General features: G+C 66.8%; 15 protein-coding genes. 10 read left to right on the top strand and 5 right to left on the bottom strand.

Annotated elements, in window-relative coordinates; all coding sequences use genetic code 11:
* Positions 1–444 (top strand): hypothetical protein (locus KF791_15195; protein MBX3733920.1); only part of this gene is annotated, 444 nt, incomplete at its 5' end.
* A 74-nt stretch (positions 445–518) separates the two neighbouring features.
* Here the strand turns inward: KF791_15195 and KF791_15200 are convergent.
* The gene (locus tag KF791_15200; GenBank protein MBX3733921.1) at positions 519–1,523 is read right to left on the bottom strand and encodes a MoxR family ATPase; all 1,005 of its coding nucleotides are present in this window, start codon (positions 1,521–1,523) and stop codon (positions 519–521) included.
* 191 nt (positions 1,524–1,714) lie between these two features.
* On the opposite strand from KF791_15200, the gene raiA reads away from it, so the two are divergent.
* The 7 genes from raiA (at position 1,715) to rsfS (ending at position 9,194) form a co-directional block, all read left to right on the top strand.
* Positions 1,715–2,071, top strand: a complete 357-nt coding sequence (gene raiA, locus KF791_15205; GenBank protein ID MBX3733922.1) for a ribosome-associated translation inhibitor RaiA — start codon at positions 1,715–1,717, stop codon at positions 2,069–2,071.
* A 9-nt stretch (positions 2,072–2,080) separates the two neighbouring features.
* A complete protein-coding gene (locus KF791_15210) occupies positions 2,081–3,340 on the top strand; it encodes an amidohydrolase family protein (protein MBX3733923.1) in 1,260 nt (419 codons plus the stop codon).
* A complete protein-coding gene (locus KF791_15215) occupies positions 3,337–4,050 on the top strand; it encodes an SDR family NAD(P)-dependent oxidoreductase (protein ID MBX3733924.1) in 714 nt (237 codons plus the stop codon). Before KF791_15210 ends, KF791_15215 begins: the two co-directional genes overlap by 4 nt.
* A gap of 76 nt (positions 4,051–4,126) precedes the next feature.
* Positions 4,127–6,070: an Hsp70 family protein gene (locus KF791_15220; protein MBX3733925.1), complete on the top strand. Its 1,944-nt coding sequence runs from the start codon at positions 4,127–4,129 to the stop codon at positions 6,068–6,070.
* 529 nt (positions 6,071–6,599) lie between these two features.
* On the top strand, positions 6,600–7,217 hold the full coding sequence (locus KF791_15225) for a hypothetical protein (protein MBX3733926.1): 618 nt from the start codon (positions 6,600–6,602) through the stop codon (positions 7,215–7,217).
* A gap of 4 nt (positions 7,218–7,221) precedes the next feature.
* A complete protein-coding gene (locus KF791_15230; GenBank protein ID MBX3733927.1) occupies positions 7,222–8,730 on the top strand; it encodes an arylsulfatase in 1,509 nt (502 codons plus the stop codon).
* A gap of 92 nt (positions 8,731–8,822) precedes the next feature.
* The gene (gene rsfS, locus KF791_15235) at positions 8,823–9,194 is read left to right on the top strand and encodes a ribosome silencing factor (GenBank protein ID MBX3733928.1); all 372 of its coding nucleotides are present in this window, start codon (positions 8,823–8,825) and stop codon (positions 9,192–9,194) included.
* Between the two features lie 42 nt (positions 9,195–9,236).
* Here rsfS and KF791_15240 read toward each other — a convergent pair whose 3' ends face one another.
* Complete coding sequence (locus KF791_15240; protein ID MBX3733929.1) at positions 9,237–9,761, bottom strand: DUF4149 domain-containing protein; 525 nt, start codon at positions 9,759–9,761, stop codon at positions 9,237–9,239.
* A gap of 115 nt (positions 9,762–9,876) precedes the next feature.
* On the opposite strand from KF791_15240, the gene KF791_15245 reads away from it, so the two are divergent.
* A complete protein-coding gene (locus tag KF791_15245; GenBank protein ID MBX3733930.1) occupies positions 9,877–10,146 on the top strand; it encodes a DNA-directed RNA polymerase subunit omega in 270 nt (89 codons plus the stop codon).
* Positions 10,147–10,225: 79 nt separating this feature from the next.
* Complete coding sequence (gene smpB, locus KF791_15250) at positions 10,226–10,669, top strand: SsrA-binding protein SmpB (protein ID MBX3733931.1); 444 nt, start codon at positions 10,226–10,228, stop codon at positions 10,667–10,669.
* A 115-nt stretch (positions 10,670–10,784) separates the two neighbouring features.
* On the opposite strand, the gene rpmB is transcribed toward smpB, so the two are convergent.
* The 3 genes from rpmB to KF791_15265 form a co-directional block, all read right to left on the bottom strand.
* Positions 10,785–11,045: a 50S ribosomal protein L28 gene (gene rpmB / locus KF791_15255; protein MBX3733932.1), complete on the bottom strand. Its 261-nt coding sequence runs from the start codon at positions 11,043–11,045 to the stop codon at positions 10,785–10,787.
* Positions 11,046–11,159: 114 nt separating this feature from the next.
* Complete coding sequence (locus KF791_15260) at positions 11,160–11,897, bottom strand: YggS family pyridoxal phosphate-dependent enzyme (protein ID MBX3733933.1); 738 nt, start codon at positions 11,895–11,897, stop codon at positions 11,160–11,162.
* Between the two features lie 271 nt (positions 11,898–12,168).
* Positions 12,169–16,035 carry a lamin tail domain-containing protein gene (locus KF791_15265; protein MBX3733934.1) on the bottom strand — a complete coding sequence of 1,289 codons (3,867 nt, stop codon included), beginning with the start codon at positions 16,033–16,035 and terminating at the stop codon, positions 12,169–12,171.
* Positions 16,036–16,185: the final 150 nt, after the last annotated feature.

Consider the following 16,185-nt stretch of genomic DNA (forward strand, 5'->3'; position numbering starts at 1 on the left):
AGCACGGACATCAAGAAAGCCCGGCCCGGGACGGTCTGGTTGTGTCCCTCGCGCCTCGATGCCGCTCCGCGCCTTTTCGACCAGAAGGGCCTGCTCCACGTGGACCATTTCATGATCCTGACCGGGCTGTCCGGACCCCGGTTCCGTGGCGCATGGTCCCCGGCGCGAAGCGGGGACCCGATGGGGCCCCTGACCGCGGATCACACGCAGGTGTTCTCCTCCAAGAACTCCTGGATTTCCAATCACGGCATCCGCGGAGCGCTGCCGGTTTCCGGTCCGGTCAACTACGCGAACACGCCGGCGGGGCACAACCAGTCCTTCAGCGATGGCCATGCCGAATGGATTGGGGAGAAGCGCTTCGTCCGCGCCCGGCCGGGCGACCGCCACCCGCGTGCCCTCTGGGCCTCGGGCTGGCCTTGGGACTGGACCTGGGTGGAGGACTGAGGGACCGCGATCCTTTGGATCCTCGGGCGAAGCCCTGCTCCACGAGGTGCCGGCGGCCGAGGCGAGGCTCGTCTTCAGCCGACCGCACCGACGGTCGCGTCGCGCGGGACATCCTGCAGGATCTGGGCGATGACGTGGTCGGTGGTCATGCCCTCGGCCTCCGCCTCGAAATTGAGAATCAGCCGATGGCGGAGCGCCGGGGGGGTGACAACCTGGATGTCGTCAAAGCTGACATTGAATCGTCCCTCGGTCAGGGCGCGGACCTTCGCTGCCAGCAACAGCACCTGCGCCCCGCGCGGACTGCTGCCAAACCGAAGGTACTGGTTGGTGATCGGTGCCGCGGTTTCCGTTTTGGGGTGCGTCGCCAGCACGAGCCGCACCGCGTAGTCCTTGACGTGCGTGGCCACCGGCACCTGACGGACCAGACGCTGAAGCTCCCGCAGCCGCGGACCATCAAGCACCTTGGAGGGCTTCACCGGCTCCCCCTCGGTCGTACGGTTGAGCACCTCGGTCATTTCCGACGCCGACGGATAGCCCACGACCAGCTTGAAGAAGAACCGGTCGAGTTGCGCCTCGGGCAGCGGGTAGGTGCCCTCCTGGTCAATGGGATTCTGCGTCGCCAGCACGAAGAACGGTTCCTCCAGCCGGCGAATCTCCCCACCGGCGGTCACCTGTCGTTCCTGCATGGCCTCGAGCATCGCCGACTGGGTCTTGGGCGTCGCCCGGTTGATCTCGTCGGCCAGCAGCAGGTGGGCGAAGACCGGACCACGCTGGAACTGGAACTGGCGGCGGCCGTCCGGGAGTTCGACCACCAGGTTCGTGCCGACAATGTCGGCCGGCATGAGATCCGGCGTGAACTGGATGCGGTTGAAGCTCAGGTCAAGCACGTCCCCCAGCGTGCGCACGAGCAGGGTCTTGCCGAGCCCGGGCACGCCCTCCAGCAGCACATGGCCGCCGGCAAAAATCGCCTGCAGGGTGCCGTCCACAATGGCCCCCTGCCCCACCACGACGCGGCCGATCTCCTCGACGACCGCTGCGTAAGACGCCCGAAAATCCGCAATCTGCTCCTCGGTGCTCATGGTTCCGTGTTCCGGTGAACGCCGCCGAGCCTAGGCGGCGGCCTGCGCCAGGCAAGCCTGCCGCCCCGGCACACAAGGAGATGGTCCACGGGGTCCGGGGCACGGGCAGTCCCCCTCAAGGAGCCCGCCAGCCGCGCCGTGCAACGCGCGATTGAATCTTCCCCCGCCCCGGTCAGAGTGCGGGGGTTGTCATGAAGTTCATACTGACCACGCATAACGTGACCCTGACGGATGCCCTCGAGCACCACGTGCTCGCACGCATCGAAAAACTGGAGCATATTGACCGGTGGCTGATTGACGCCCGGGTCTGCCTCGAGAAGGACCACACCGGACGGTCCCCGGACAAGACCTACAAGTGCTCGATCCGCATCGGCATCCGGGGCAACGACCTCTACGCCGAGGACCGCGAGGCCGATCTCTATGCGGCCGTGGATCTCGCGGTCAAAAAGCTCGAACAGCAGATCCGCGCCAGGCACAGCCGCGCGAAGGCCAAGAAACACAAGGTCGCCGCGCGGCTGAAGGAGAAGCGCCGGACGACCGCCCTGTAATCCCTCCCCGTGCTCCTGCGGGCCCGAATCGTTCTGCCAGTCACCGCGCCGCCCCTCGAGGACGGCGCGGTTCTGATTTCACGGGGCCGCATTGAAGCGGTCGGCCGCTGGAGCGACCTGCGAGCCGCGGTCCGCGGGCCCGCGACTGACCTCGGCGAAGTCCTCCTCCTGCCAGGCCTCGTCAACGCGCACTGCCATCTGGACTACACCCACTTTGCCGGACGCCTCCGCCCGCCCCGCACGTTTTCCGACTGGATCAAGTCCCTGCTGGCCCTCAAGGGGGAGTGGGCCTACTCCGACTTCGCAGCCTCGTGGCTGGCAGGCACCCGGCAGTTGCTGGAATCGGGGACAACCACGGTGGCCAACATCGAAAGTGTCCCCGAACTCCTGACCGACTGCCGCAGTGCCACACCGCTCCGGGTCCATTCGTTCCTCGAGATGACAGGGGTCCGCAGCGGTCGCAATCCGGGGGCCATCGTGCACGAAACCCTGCGAGCCATTGCCGGGCTGGCGGTCGAGGGTGGCGGATTCGGGCTTTCGCCGCATGCGCCCTACTCCACCACGCCTCCCCTGCTGGCCCTGACCGCCGAGGTCGCCACCAGGGAAAACTGGCGCACGACGACCCACGTCTCGGAATCCGAGGCCGAGTTCGAGATGTTCATGTTCCGCCGCGGCCCCATGTTCGACTGGCTCGAGTCCCAGCGACCCATGGAGGATTGCGGCCTGGGCTCCCCCATCCAACACCTCGAGCGCTGCGGACTGCTCGGCCCCCGCCATCTCGCCGTGCATGTGAACTACCTCTGGCATGGGGATGCCTCCCGCCTCGCGCGGGCCGGCGCCCACGTGGTGCACTGTCCACAGAGTCACGCGTACTTCGGTCATCGCCGGTTCCCGCGCACCGAACTGGAGGAAGCCGGGGTCAACGTCTGCCTCGGGACCGACAGTCTCGCATCCACCCGCCCCCCCCGCACCGGCCCGCCCCAACTGTCCATGCTGGCGGAATTGCGGGAGTTCATCGGTCGTGATGCCACGCTGTCCCCGGAGGCCGCCCTGGAATATGCCAGCGTCCGCGCCGCCCGCGCGCTCGGACTCGGGGGGAGGGCCGGTGAACTCTCGGCCGGCGCCCACGCCGATTGCGTGGCCCTCCCATTTGCGGGCGGCGTCCGGGAGTCCGCCGCCGCCGTGATCGCCCATGAGGGGCCGGTGACCGCGACACTGATCGGGGGCCGGTGGATCCGCCGGCCGCCGGAGGTGGCGGCAGCCCCATGACCACGCCCGCCCGCCGGGTCGCACTGATCACCGGCGCCATGGGCGGCCTTGGATCCGCCCTCGTACGCGCATTTGCAGCGGAGGGATGGTCCGTGGCCGCAGGATGGCACCACACCGCACCGGACACGCTTCCGAAGGCGGCGTTCGCGACGCCTTTGGATGTCACCCGAGCCGACGCCGCCACCGCCGCGGTGGATGCAGTGCTCCGGCGGTGGGGCCGCCTCGACGTGCTGGTGAACAACGCCGGCATTTCCCGGGACGAACTGCTGGTCCGGACGTCTTCAAATGACTGGGACAGCGTTCTCGCAGTCAATCTGAAGGGGGCGTTCCACTGTTGTCGGGCTGTTCTGCCCGCCATGGTGCAGCAGAAGGAGGGACACATCCTCAACATCGTGAGCTTCGGCGGACGCGTGGGCCGTGCCGGCCAGACCGCCTACGCCGCGTCGAAGGCCGCACTTGCAGGCCTGACCCGGTCGCTTGCGCGCGAAGTCGGCCCTTCGGGCATCCGCGTCAACGCCGTATCCCCGGGATTCCTCCGGACCCCGATGGTCGGGCACCTCCCGCCGGAACAACTCCGGGCCCATGCCGCGGAGAATGTCCTTGGCCGCCTGGGGGATCCCGACGAAGCCGCACGATGCATCTGCCAGATCGCGGGATTCCGGGACACATCCGGACAGCTCTTCCAACTGGACAGCCGCATCGCGCCGTAGGCGGGTTCCCGCGATTCGCCGGCGCCTGAGGTCCGCTTGCCGCGAGCGCAGGATGCCCCCACTGTCGCCCCGTTTCATGAGCAAGATCGTCGGCATTGACCTCGGGACCACCAACTCCCTGGTCGCAGTGGTGGACAGCGGGATCCCATACGTCCTTGCGGACGCCCACGGGGAGCGCCTGGTGCCATCCGTGGTCCACGTGGCTTCGCCCGACGCCACGCCCGTGGTGGGACGCGCTGCGCAGCGGGTCCGTGCCCTGAGGCCCCGGGAGACGGTGTCCTCCGTGAAGCGCTTCATGGGCCGTCGTGGCAATGAAATCCCGCAGGAGGAGCTTGGGGTGGGCTATCCGGTATCCGCCGGGGGATCGGGCCCGGTGACCATCCAGCTCCCGGGGCGGGACTGGTCCCCGGAGGAAATCTCCGCCGAGATCCTCAAGGAGCTTCGCCGCATTGCCGAGGCCGCACTTGGGGAGCCGGTCACCCGCGCCGTCATCACCGTCCCCGCCTACTTCAACGACGCCCAGCGCAACGCCACGATCCGCGCCGGGGAGCTGGCGGGGCTCCAGGTGGAGCGCATCGTCAACGAGCCCACCGCGGCCGCGCTGGCCTACGGACTCAACCGCCTCAAGGACCGTGCGAAAATCGCCGTCTACGACCTCGGCGGCGGCACGTTTGACCTTTCCCTTCTTGAGCTCAATGACGGTGTGTTCCAGGTGCTCGCCACCAACGGCAACACCCGCCTGGGCGGGGATGACCTCGACCGGAGGATCACGGATCACCTCGCCACTCTGGTCGTGCAGGCGGGTGGTCCCGAGGCCGTCTCGGATCCGGTTCTTTTCGGTCGGCTGCGGGAGGCGGCCGAAACCGCCAAGATCCGGCTGAGCACGGAAACCACGGCCGACATCACCCTGCCGTTTCTCACCCCCACGTTCAGCTTCAGCCATCAGTTGACGCGGGAGACCCTTGAGACATTGACCCGGGACCTGGTTGAGAGGACCCGTGCGCACTGCCTTCGAGCGCTTTCGGACGCCAGGCTGGAGCCCCGGGATCTTTCGCAAGTGCTGCTGGTCGGCGGACAGACCCGCATGCCGCTGGTCCGGCGGCTGGTGGCCTCCTGGTTTGGCTGTGTGGAGTTCGACGAGGCTCGGGGCGATCTGAGACTGGGGGATGCCTTCCACGAAAAATCGGGCCCTCATCTGAACACCGCTGTGCATCCCGACGAGGCCGTCGCCCTTGGGGCCGCCATCCAGGCAGAGATCCTTTCCGGAGGCTTCCGAAACCTGCTGCTGCTCGACGTCACACCGCTCTCGCTGGGCATCGAAACCTTTGGCGGGCTGATGAATGTGATCATCCCCAGGAACTCCACGATTCCGGTGAAGGCCGGCGAGTTGTTCACCACTGCGGTGGACCGTCAGCGCTCGATGCTGATCCACGTTCTCCAGGGGGAGCGGGAACGCGCGGCGGACAACTGGTCCCTTGGCCGGTTCGACCTGGAATTCGAGGCCGCCCCCAAGGGGGTGCCGAGGGTCGGCGTACAGTTCGAAATTGATGCCAACGGCGTCCTTCATGTGCTTGCCCGGGACGTGAAAACCGGACGCGAAAAGACGGTGGCGTTGAAGTCCGCCGTGGATGTGGCGGACGCGGACGTCCAGAAGATGGTCGAAGAGGCCGTCGAGCATGCGTTTGACGACTTGCGCGCCCGGCGATGGATCGAGGCGAAACTGCGCGCCGGCGAAACGCTCACCGCGACCCGCAAGACGATGGCCACCTACGACCGGGACCTCGACGATGAATACCGGGGGCAGTTGCTTGAGGCGATCGAGGGCGTGGAGGCGGTGTTGTCGCAGGAGAATCCGAGGACCAAGACGGGCGACCCGGAGCGACTCAAGGCCGCGACGGCCCGCCTGGATGAAGTAAGCCGTCCTCTGGCAGACCATGCGATGGATCAGGCGATGCAGGAAATGCTCCGGCGCCGCGGGATGACCACCGCACCGTCACCACCCGCCCCGGGCGAACCCTGACCCCTCCCTCGCACACACCACCCGTCCCTCAGGCCCTGACACGCAACCCAATGCCGACCCCGTTTCCGATTCGGCGAAAACTTGTCCCACCTCGCAGAGATTCCGTCGAAGATGCGCCCCAGCGAAAGTTCGTCCGCTCTCGCGAAATTCTCCTCGTCCAAATTCGCCGGGCCTCGGCGCCGTTATCAGGATTGCGCGAAGCTGCCGCCGTGTCAGGCTGCCTCATGCCTGCGAAGGACAAAGCACCGCTGGTCGTGGTGCCACCGCCGCCCAAGGCGGAATTGCCGGGTGCCACCCCCCTTGCGGAACAGCCGCGCGCTCGGAAGCGTCCACTCGATCCGCGGGAGTTCCCGAAGGCACGGGACCCTCGTGGCACGGCGTCCCGTGAAGAGATCCGGCGGGAGACACCCCGACGCACGGCGCCCCGACAGGGTCCGGCGGGCCGCCGTGGGCAACCGCGCAAGGGGGGCTGAACCCGGCCTCCTGCAGCACCGCAAACTCAAGCTCCCGCCAAGGGCCTGCCGCCCCCATGACACGCTTGTTCCTTGGCAGTTTCCTCGCCGCTGTCGCCATGTTCGTTTTCGGTGCGGGATTCTGGACCTGCCCCATTCCCTTCGTCTACGTGGAGCGGCCCTCGGTGGATGAAGCGGAGCTGGCCCAGACCCTTCGGCAGGCCCTCCCCAACGACGGATTTTATCGGATCCCCTCCGCCCCCGGCGACCGGACGCGGGCGGCCCCATCGCACCGTGAGGGACCCGTGGTCAGCATCCACTACCGGCGGGACGGTTTCGATGTCATGGCTCCGTCGGTGCTTGCAGCCGGATTTCTGCACGGATGGGGGACGACCTTCCTGCTCGCCGGACTGCTGCATCTCGCCGCCCGTCCACGATTTGGTCAACGCCTGCTGCTGGTGTCGCTCGCGGGCGTTGCCGGCGCCAGCTTCATGGTGCTCGGGCCCGGGATCTACTGGTTCCATCCATGGCCCTGGCTGCTCCTGAATGCCGCCTACGACGCGGCCGCCTTCGTGATCGCCGGCGCGGTGCTGGCGGCGGTCGTGAAGCCCGCGCCGAAGCGTCCCGCTGCGGCCTCGGAAATCAACGGCGGCGCGTCCCGCTCTGGCGTTGATCACGGGAACCAAGCACGTTGACGCCATGTCGCGTCTTCATCGGTTCGGCCTCCGACGGGCCCTGGGAGGTCTGCTGGCCTTTGCCGCCCTCGGCCTTGCACAGGCGGCCCGCCCCTCGCGGCCGAGTCCGCTGCCCAACTTGATCATCGTGGTCGCCGACGACCTGGGCTATGGCGACCTGGGGGCTTACGGACAGTCACGGATCCGGACGCCGCACCTGGACCGCATGGCGGCCGAGGGGATGCGCTTTACCCAGGCGTACGCGGGAAATGCGGTGTCCGCCCCGAGCCGGTGCGCGCTGATGACCGGACTCCACTCCGGCCACGGCCGGGTGCGCAGCAACACCCAGGTGCCCCTCGAACCCGCGGACATCACCATCGCCGAGGTCCTCCGGAACGCGGGCTACCGGAACGCCTTCGTCGGGAAGTGGGGCCTCGGCTGGGAAGGCACCACCGGCCACCCCAACGCGCAGGGTTTCGACGAGTTTCTCGGCCATCTCGACCAGACGCACTCCCACGACCATTATCCGGTGTTCCTGTGGCGAAACTCCGTGCCGTTCTTCCTGCCGGGCAACCAGGAGGGACGCCGCACCGAGTACAGCCCCGACTGGCTCCTCCGCGCCGCCACCAATGTGATTCGCATCTACGAGGACCGGCCGTTCTTCCTCTGCCTGGCCCCCACCCTGCCCCAGGCCAATCCCGCTCTGGGCACCAACGGCATGGAGGTTCCCAATCTCGGCGACTACGCCGGTAAAGACTGGCCCCTCCCCGAAAAGCGCAAGGCAGCCATGATCACGCGGCTCGACGCCATGGTCGGCCACGTCCTTGAGGATCTTCGGCGGCGGCGGCTGGACGACACCACCCTGGTGGTGTTCACGAGCGGCAACGGCCCGCACAACCCGGCGGGAGTGGACCCCGCCTTCTTTCAAAGTGCGGGGACGTTCCGCGGCATCAAAGGCGACCTGTACGAGGGGGGACTTCGTGTACCGCTGATCGCCTGGTGGCCCGGAACGATCGCCCCCGGTACCACCAACGAGCTGCCGGTCGCCGCCTGGGATCTGCTCCCCACACTGGCCGAGATTGCCGGAACGCAGGCCCCGAAGGACCTGGACGGCGTTTCCATTGCCCCGGCGCTGTTCGGACGCCCCCAACGGCGGCGTCCGGGCCCCTTCTACTGGGAACTGCACGACCGCGGGGAGCAGCGCGCGGCACGGCTTGACGACTGGAAAGCCGTCCTGCCCGGTACGGACCGGCCGCTGGAGCTGTACAACCTCCGGATGGATCCCGGAGAAACCAGCAACGTCGCCGCGGCACATCCCGAAGTGGTCGGGGAATTGGAAACCCTCCTCCGGAAGGCTTCCCGCCCGTGGCAACCGCCGCCGGATCGCTCCACCAACGCCGCCGGGGCTCCCGGCCGCCGCCTCCCACCCAACCCGGCGGACCGCATTGAGGAACTGCGCCGCCAGGCCACCAACGCGCCCGGGACTTCGGGGACCGGGAAAGCGCCCGCCTCCGCAATTCCCGGAGCCCGATGACAGCTGCCGCGACGCCCAACCTCCGAAGCCGCACTCGAGGCGGACCACTGGGATCTTGTCCGCCGGGCGCCATGCCGTCACCCTCCGCCTGAATGGATTCCAAGAAGCTCGCGCTGTTGTGTCGCGAACTGGTCGAGAACAAAAAGGCGGAGGACGTCCTGATCCTGGATGTGCGCCAGGTCTCCGACGTCACCGATTTCTTCGTGATCGCCACGGGGACCAGCGAACCGCACCTGCGCGCGATCGAGTCCGAACTCCTCGACGGCCTGCGGTCCGGTCACCAACTCCGGCCGGCGGCCACGGACGGGCACACCGAGGCGCGCTGGATCGTCGTGGATTTCTTCGATGTCATCGTTCACCTCATGAAACCCGATGTGCGGAAGCACTACGACCTTGAGGGGCTCTGGAGTGATGCACCACGGGTCCCCAAGGCCCGGCGGCGCAAGGCCGCTGCGGCCGCCTGAAGCCAAGGCCCGGGCGTCCGGGCGTCCGACCCGACGTGTCATTCAGCCGATGCGGGTCGGATAGGAGATGCCCGGACGTGCCGGCGGCGGGGTGGTCAGCGACCAGAAGTACAGCAGCACGCCGGCGAGGACGACCAGGTTTCCTGCCTGGGACAAGCCATGCCAGCGCCGGAACAACGCCGACGCCTCCTCCTTCTGCACCAGGGTCGTATTGGGGGCATACATGATGGCGTGCAGCTTCCGAAGTCGGGGCTGAACCATGGTGCCGCCGAGCAGCACAAGCCCCAGCAGCAGTCCAAGCAGCCCGAGGATCCATTTCCTGGGCAGCCGTCCGGTGGTCGCCCAGTCCACCAGGACGATCACAGCCGCCAGCCAGCTGCAGACCAGTTGAAATTCGAAGAAGGACTCCAGGACGATCTGTGCGGCCCGCCCGGCATGGTACCTGGGGAGCACTTCCAGCATCGCCGGGGAGAAAAACGCGGGCCCTGCGCCAAAGGTGAGGAAGACGGTTGTGCCCAGCCATACCGCCACAATCACCAGTCCTGCGAAGCGCATCGCCTGGAGCATGGGGGCGACGCTATCGCCAGCCTCCCGGCCCGCCAAGCCGGGACGTTGAATTTTCGATTGCCGCCCCGGCCCTCCCGCCTATCGTGGGCGACTCGTTTCCGAGAACCGTCAACGCATGAATTCCGAACTGACCCGCAGAGCGCTCGAAAAAATCGGCAATCCCCACGTGCTCGTCAACGTGATCTCCCGCCGTGTGCGGCAGCTCAACTCAGGCGGCGGCGGCTTCAACAAACCCCTCGTGACCGTGACGCCTGAGATGGGCGTCGCCGACATCGCGCTCCTTGAGCTGCTCGAGGACAAGATCGGTTACGACCTGGAGTCCGAAGTTCCGGGCTCCGTCATCGAGCCCCCAAAGCGCAAGCGGGTCCGCAAAGCGGCCGCCTGAATCGCGTCACCGCAGCCCTTCGGTCTGCATGACGCATGGACGGGCGACCGCCCGTCCAGTTCAGAGGAACCGTCGTCCCATGGGAGATATCGTCACCAACTCCAAGGCCCGGCGGGACTACCATGTTCTCGACACCTACGAGGCGGGGATCGTCCTGCGCGGCACCGAGGTGAAATCCCTGCGCCAGGGGCGCGCCCAGATCGCCGATGCCTTTGCGAGGGTGGAGGAGAGTCAGGTGTGGCTGCACAACGCCCACATTGACGAATACTCGCACGGAAACCTCCACAACCACCCGCCGAAGGGAAAACGCCGCCTCCTGCTCCACCGCACCGAAATCCGCAAACTCGAGGCCCAGGCGGCGGTCAAGGGACACGCACTCGTACCGCTCGCCCTTTACTGGAAGAACGGGAAAGTCAAGGTCCGGCTCGCCGTCGGCACGGGCAAAGCCTCCTACGACAAGCGCGAGGACATCAAGAAACGGGAGGCGGATCGGGAGATCCAGCGGGCGATGAGCCGGCGCTAGGTCCGTGACGGAACCAGCGGGACGGCGAACGCTCCGGCGCCTGCGGACGCCAGTGCTCGAAGCGGCAGGCGTCGTGCGGATGTCCCACGGGCTCCGGCCGCTGGGCCGGCCCGGGCTACTCGGCCGGCTTTTTCCACGTCCGCTTTGGCGCCTTGGTCACCAGACCCTTCTTGAGCACGCTCGTGGCGACGCGGATGCGCTTCACCTGCCCGTTGGGCAGCAGGGCGCGGACGGTCTGCAGATTGGGAATAAAACGGCGCTTGGTGATGGCGGTCACGTGCGTGCCGATGCCGCCCTTCTTTTTCGCCTTGCCGGAACGCCAGATGTGATTGCCCTTGACGGGGCGTTTGCCGGAAATCGGACAGATGCGTGCCATGGTGAAATTCTTTCCTCCAAAAGGAACGCGGTCTCTATCGCCGATTTCCTCCCGGTTCAAGCAAAGAGTTTGGTTTTGTGCAATGGGTGAAGCCCCCGCACAATCGGCGGCCGTTCAGGCCGCCTCGTCTCCTTCGCCGGACGGCCTGGCCGGCCGGGGGCGGGCACCAAACAGCGCGGTGCCCACCCGGACCCAGGTGGCTCCCTCGGCGATGGCAGGTTCAAGATCACCGCTCATGCCCATGCTCAGGACCGGCAGGGGCACCCCCAACCGGTCGGCGGCCTTGTCGCGAAGTTCGCGGAGCCGACGAAAGACCGGCCGCGCCCGCTCCGGATCCGGCGACCAAGGAGCCACGGTCATCAGGCCGTGAAGCTCCAGCCGTGGAAAGGCGTTCAATGCGATCAATTCGTCGAGAAACCGGTCCGGATGCCACCCGAATTTCGAGGATTCCCCCGCCACGTTGATCTCGGCGAGAACCCGAACGGTCCGGGCCTGCCTCTCCGCCTGCTTTTGAAGCGCGGCGGCCAGTTCGAGGCTGTCGAGGCTTTCAATCATCTCGAACAGGGCGACCGCGTCGCGCGCCTTGTTGGACTGGAGGTGTCCGATGAAGTGCCACCGGGCGCGACCGGGGCAGGCCGGAATCTTGGCACGCGCCTCCTGGATGCGGTTCTCCCCGAACCAGGTGACCCCAAGGGAGAACGCGCAGGCGACGGTTGCCGGCGGATGATTCTTGGAAACCGCCAGCAGCGTTACCTCGGCTGGGTCGCGTCCCGCGAGCGCGCACGCCCGGGCGATGCGCTGCTGAACGTGGGCCAGATTCTCCGCAAGGGACGACGGGGGACACGGCGGCATGAGCGGCAATGGGGGATTCGAAACCCGGCCACTTCAATGCAAAACGCGTCGCGAATCGCCGGAGAATCTCTTCATTTCACCGGAGTTCGGTCCGAAGTCGAAACGCGCGCATTCAAGACCTGCATGGCCGCCCTTTTCCCACGAGGCGAACGCCGGCTCGTCCAAGTCACCCCCGCATACCCCCCTGGATCCCGGGCCGTTGACCGCGGGCCAGAAGGGCGTTGCCCGATATCCCAAGTGGCATGAACGTGTTCCCAAGCCCGCATCCCGTTCACTCCTGCGCCCGTCGGCCGCGGACGAAGCGCAGTCCACCCTCGCCCGTCAGCGGAAGCAGGACGGTCGCCGGACCGGTGTTGGTCGCCACCGGGATCCATGCGGAATCCAGCGTCCCCGTCTCCGCAATCCATCGGACGCCGTCGCCCGCGAGGAACCGGACCGCCAAACCTTCCGGCGTCCGGGCGTAGTCCTCGACGCGCAGCAGTCGTTCCAGATCGGACCGCCCGGGGGAACCTCCGACGGCCGTGCTGATGCGCCAGTAGGCCGGGTCGTCGAGGGCCGCGCTGCCGCCCAGACGGGGCACCAGCGAATACCCGTCACCATCCGCCTCGGTCGGCCACGGGTCCCGATCCCCGTAGGTCACACGGAAAACGCGCTCCCCGCCAGGTGCGGCCAACAGCTCCACGGTTTCCCCGGAGTTGTCCAGTGCCCCAGTGTAGGGTCCAAAGACCAGATGCTCCGGAGACAAACCGGCCCACTGCCGGAAGGCCCCGAAATCCGGGGTGCCGACCAGCAGCGCGTAGCCGCCCGGCGGCAGGAGGCTGCCGGGAGGAAAGGTGTACGCGACGCCACGGGAAAAGGTGGCGCCATCCAGAATCAGGGAGGCGCTCGAAAGGGGGTTGTGCAGTTCGAGGAATTCAAACCCGTCGGGGGGCGGATGATACATGATCTCGGTCAGCCGCAGGTCCCGCGAGAGCAGTCCAACTTCCGCAGCCTCGCCCGCGGTGAACTCCACCGGCGCCGACCAATGACTTGTTCGTCCCTCGGAGTCGGTGAACCGCGCACGAATGCGGTACAGCCCGCCCACCCGCAGGGCCCGCGCGGGCACCTCGATGGCCGTGGAAGGCGGCAACGATTCCGGCGTCTCCCAGACCGCCTGGATCTCGTATGCCATCGGGCCCGCCGGGTCCCAGCCCGGATGGCCCGTCCGGCTGATCTCGCCGACGCGCCACTTCACCGACTGCAGCGGGGCGGAGCCCTCGTAGGACCCCACGCTGAACCGTAACCGGTCCACCGGGAACCCTTCCGGTCCGAGGTACGCGAGCCTTGGGCGGTCGGGAATTCCCGGTTCGGCAGCCAGGGTGTCGAGCGAGAACGTCGCGTTGGTGGCACGGCTCCCCACGTAATTTTTCATGAGCTGGACCGCACCGCCAAAGTCCCGGGTCACGCCAGGGCCGGCGGGGAACCGGTAAAACCGTCCGTGGCCCGCCTTGTCGAGATTCACGATGGATGGATTGACCATGATCGGATTGAAGTCCCACTGCGCGCGGTCGGCATCAATCAGGCTGTGGGGAGCCGACCCCCGAAGGAGCCGGGCATATTCGTCAATCAACCGGTAGGCCTCATCAACGTTCCACAGCAAGTCGCGAACTTCGCGAACACGGTTGCGAAACTCCCGGGCAAGCGCCGGACGGGCCGGATTGGGCGAGAAATTGGAAAGCACGCGGCTCTTGAACGGTTCATCGCCGCCGGTGCGGCCGGCCCGGTACATTGAGTCCGCCCAGGTCAGATCAAGATCCCACGGGATGACCGTCCATCGCCGGTCCACCGGATTGCGGTAGTAGAAGTAGTTCTTCCCGTCGGCAATATCGTAATGGTGGATCGCCTGCACGATCACCTGATAGCTGTAGTAGGCTTCCAGATTGAGGTTCGCCCGCCACCAGTCGTCCGACAGACCGGCATTGGATCCCGGAGAGTAGGCATTCAAAAACGCGGTAAGGTCCGACGAATCCACCGGCCCGTCCGGTCCGAGGTTGTTGGGATCCCCAAAGCCGCCCTCCATCTTGTAAAAGTTGCCGTCTGGAAGTCCGTTCTCGTCCAGGAAACGTCCGCCCAACTGCTCCACAGCCAGGTACACCCCCCAGAAATCGCCGGAATAGGGGTCGCCGGGCGCGACTTCATGCAGGTCGTCCACGATCCGAAACTGCACAAAGGTCGTCTGCGACGCGGGAACCCCGGAGAGCTGGAACAGCCGGAATCCGACGCTCTCGAAGAGTCCGTGTTCCCCGCGGTGATTGAAGTTCCCCTGTTGAATCGAGGCGCCCAGGTTGAGCTTCCGCCACCGGGTGCGGAATGGACGCCCCCAATTGTCCCGGGCCTCGAAGTCGTGCCCGCGGTTGAAGTCGAACTTCCACATGTTCTTGCCCATGGCGTACCGCCAGACGCCGCCCCGAGGACGAAACCGGATGTGGTCGTATACCCGGCCATCGGCCACGAGCGTGCCGGTCCAGAAGTATTCATCGCCATGGGACCGGTCATGCCACGTGGAATCCTCGACCGCCTGCCGTCTCGCCACCAGCCGGTACACGGGCATCCGGTTCATCTCCGCCGCATCCACGACAAATTCCGCCCCCGGGTCCCCCGGGGCGCCCGGTCGCACCGCACCGGACCACGCCGGAACCCCATCGTCGCAATACAACGCGAAATTCGGCTGCGGATCGTCCTCAAGGGGTGCCGCCCCGACCAGTCCGGTGGCGTCGGCGGTGATCAGGCGATACCTCACCAACGTTCGGTGCTGCACCGCTTCGTCCGGGAGCCTTGCCACATACCGATCCCTTGCGCCGTCAACGGGCTCCATGGCGACCCGGATCCACTCCGATTCAAACCGAGGGTCCTCCCGTTCAATGTAGTCCCCGGGCCGCACGACCTGGTATTCGAGGAGCACGGCGTCCACGCCGTCCGGATCCGTCACCCACGCTTCGACGTTCACCGGATCGCCGGAGCGTGGGAACCGCGGTTGATGCGTCACCTCCCGGACCGCGGGCGGGGCGTTGGGCGCATGGACGCTGTTGGTGCGGCCCGGGGTGGGCCCCCGGGACACCGGACCCCTCAGGCCCGAGAGGCGGGCGTCGAAAAAGGCATCGGAACTCGATCCAAGGTTCACGTTGGCGACCTGCACTGCGATGACATTCCGGCCATCCCGGAGCACCCCGGGGGGCAGGAAGCCTTCGAAACGCTGGTACGCGTTGTCCTCGCGCGCCTCACCGGTCGCCGGCGACTGGCGCGAAACCTCCCCGGGCGGCAGGCCCTGATAAAACGTCAGGTGCCCGTTGATCCACAGCTTGAAGCCGTCATCAAACAGGGCGTCAAGGCGAAGGCCCCCCAGGCCCTCGGCCTCGCTCAGGTCAAATTCACCGCGAAGGAAGAACTGCACGTAGCCCCCCCGCATGTCCGCAAGCCGCGTCCCCATGGCCACCTCGGGGTCGTATCCGACCGGGCCCGGTCCTTCCTCCCACGCCGCGTCATCAAATTCCGGATCCCGCCATGCGGTCGGGGGATTGGAGGGCTCCCGCGTTCCCTTCCAGATTCGCCACCGTTCGCGGGCAGCCCGCAGCGGGATTGCGTTGGCATCGGATGCCCCCACGACCGAGGCCCGCCAGTGGCCTCCGACGGTGTTGTCGAGCCCTGGATGGATCAGCTCGATGGAGTAGCCGGGAGGCTCCCCGACGGTGGGCCAGGGGAATCCCATGCCATAGACCACCACATTGGCGACCTCGCCGGATGCCTGCCGCAATCGAAGCCGCTCGCCGGAACCCGCGAGGCGCCCGGTCCACGGTCCCAACACCCCGGTCACACCAAATTTTTCGGTTACCGCTTCCGGGTTCCCAGCCACCACCAAAAACGCCCCCGGCTCCATCCGGGTGCCTGCCGGGAACTCATACGCCACTCCATCGTCAAAGCGCCAGCCGCCAAGATCCACGGAACCCGGTCCGGTATTGTACAGCTCAACGAACTCCACCGGCTCCTGCTTCACATCGGGTGTGTGATGGATTTCGTGGATCACCACGTCCGCCAAAACGGCGAACGGAACTCCCAAGGCCACCGCCAGCAGGAACAGACCACGTCGGAGGATGGCAAGCATTCGTGACGGGAAGCTGCTCAATGAGGACGGCGAAGCAAGTCACAGGCCACGAGAACCCTTGTGGGCCCTCGAAGTCCTCGTTTGGCGGCGCCTCCCAAGAAACGTCCACGTATGGATGATTTAACGTTGCCCGCACGACGGGAGCCCGGC

The sequence above is a fragment of the Verrucomicrobiia bacterium genome, assembly GCA_019634635.1.
Lineage (GTDB): Bacteria > Verrucomicrobiota > Verrucomicrobiia > Limisphaerales > UBA9464 > UBA9464.

Coding starts and splice junctions, on each gene's coding strand:
- KF791_15200 (MBX3733921.1), bottom strand. CDS start 1,523: ATGAGCACCGAGGAGCAGATTGCGGATTTTCGGGCGTCTTACGCAGCG.
- raiA (MBX3733922.1), top strand. CDS start 1,715: ATGAAGTTCATACTGACCACGCATAACGTGACCCTGACGGATGCCCTC.
- KF791_15215 (MBX3733924.1), top strand. CDS start 3,337: ATGACCACGCCCGCCCGCCGGGTCGCACTGATCACCGGCGCCATGGGC.
- KF791_15220 (MBX3733925.1), top strand. CDS start 4,127: ATGAGCAAGATCGTCGGCATTGACCTCGGGACCACCAACTCCCTGGTC.
- KF791_15225 (MBX3733926.1), top strand. CDS start 6,600: ATGACACGCTTGTTCCTTGGCAGTTTCCTCGCCGCTGTCGCCATGTTC.
- KF791_15230 (MBX3733927.1), top strand. CDS start 7,222: ATGTCGCGTCTTCATCGGTTCGGCCTCCGACGGGCCCTGGGAGGTCTG.
- rsfS (MBX3733928.1), top strand. CDS start 8,823: ATGGATTCCAAGAAGCTCGCGCTGTTGTGTCGCGAACTGGTCGAGAAC.
- KF791_15240 (MBX3733929.1), bottom strand. CDS start 9,761: ATGCTCCAGGCGATGCGCTTCGCAGGACTGGTGATTGTGGCGGTATGG.
- KF791_15245 (MBX3733930.1), top strand. CDS start 9,877: ATGAATTCCGAACTGACCCGCAGAGCGCTCGAAAAAATCGGCAATCCC.
- smpB (MBX3733931.1), top strand. CDS start 10,226: ATGGGAGATATCGTCACCAACTCCAAGGCCCGGCGGGACTACCATGTT.
- rpmB (MBX3733932.1), bottom strand. CDS start 11,045: ATGGCACGCATCTGTCCGATTTCCGGCAAACGCCCCGTCAAGGGCAAT.
- KF791_15260 (MBX3733933.1), bottom strand. CDS start 11,897: ATGCCGCCGTGTCCCCCGTCGTCCCTTGCGGAGAATCTGGCCCACGTT.
- KF791_15265 (MBX3733934.1), bottom strand. CDS start 16,035: ATGCTTGCCATCCTCCGACGTGGTCTGTTCCTGCTGGCGGTGGCCTTG.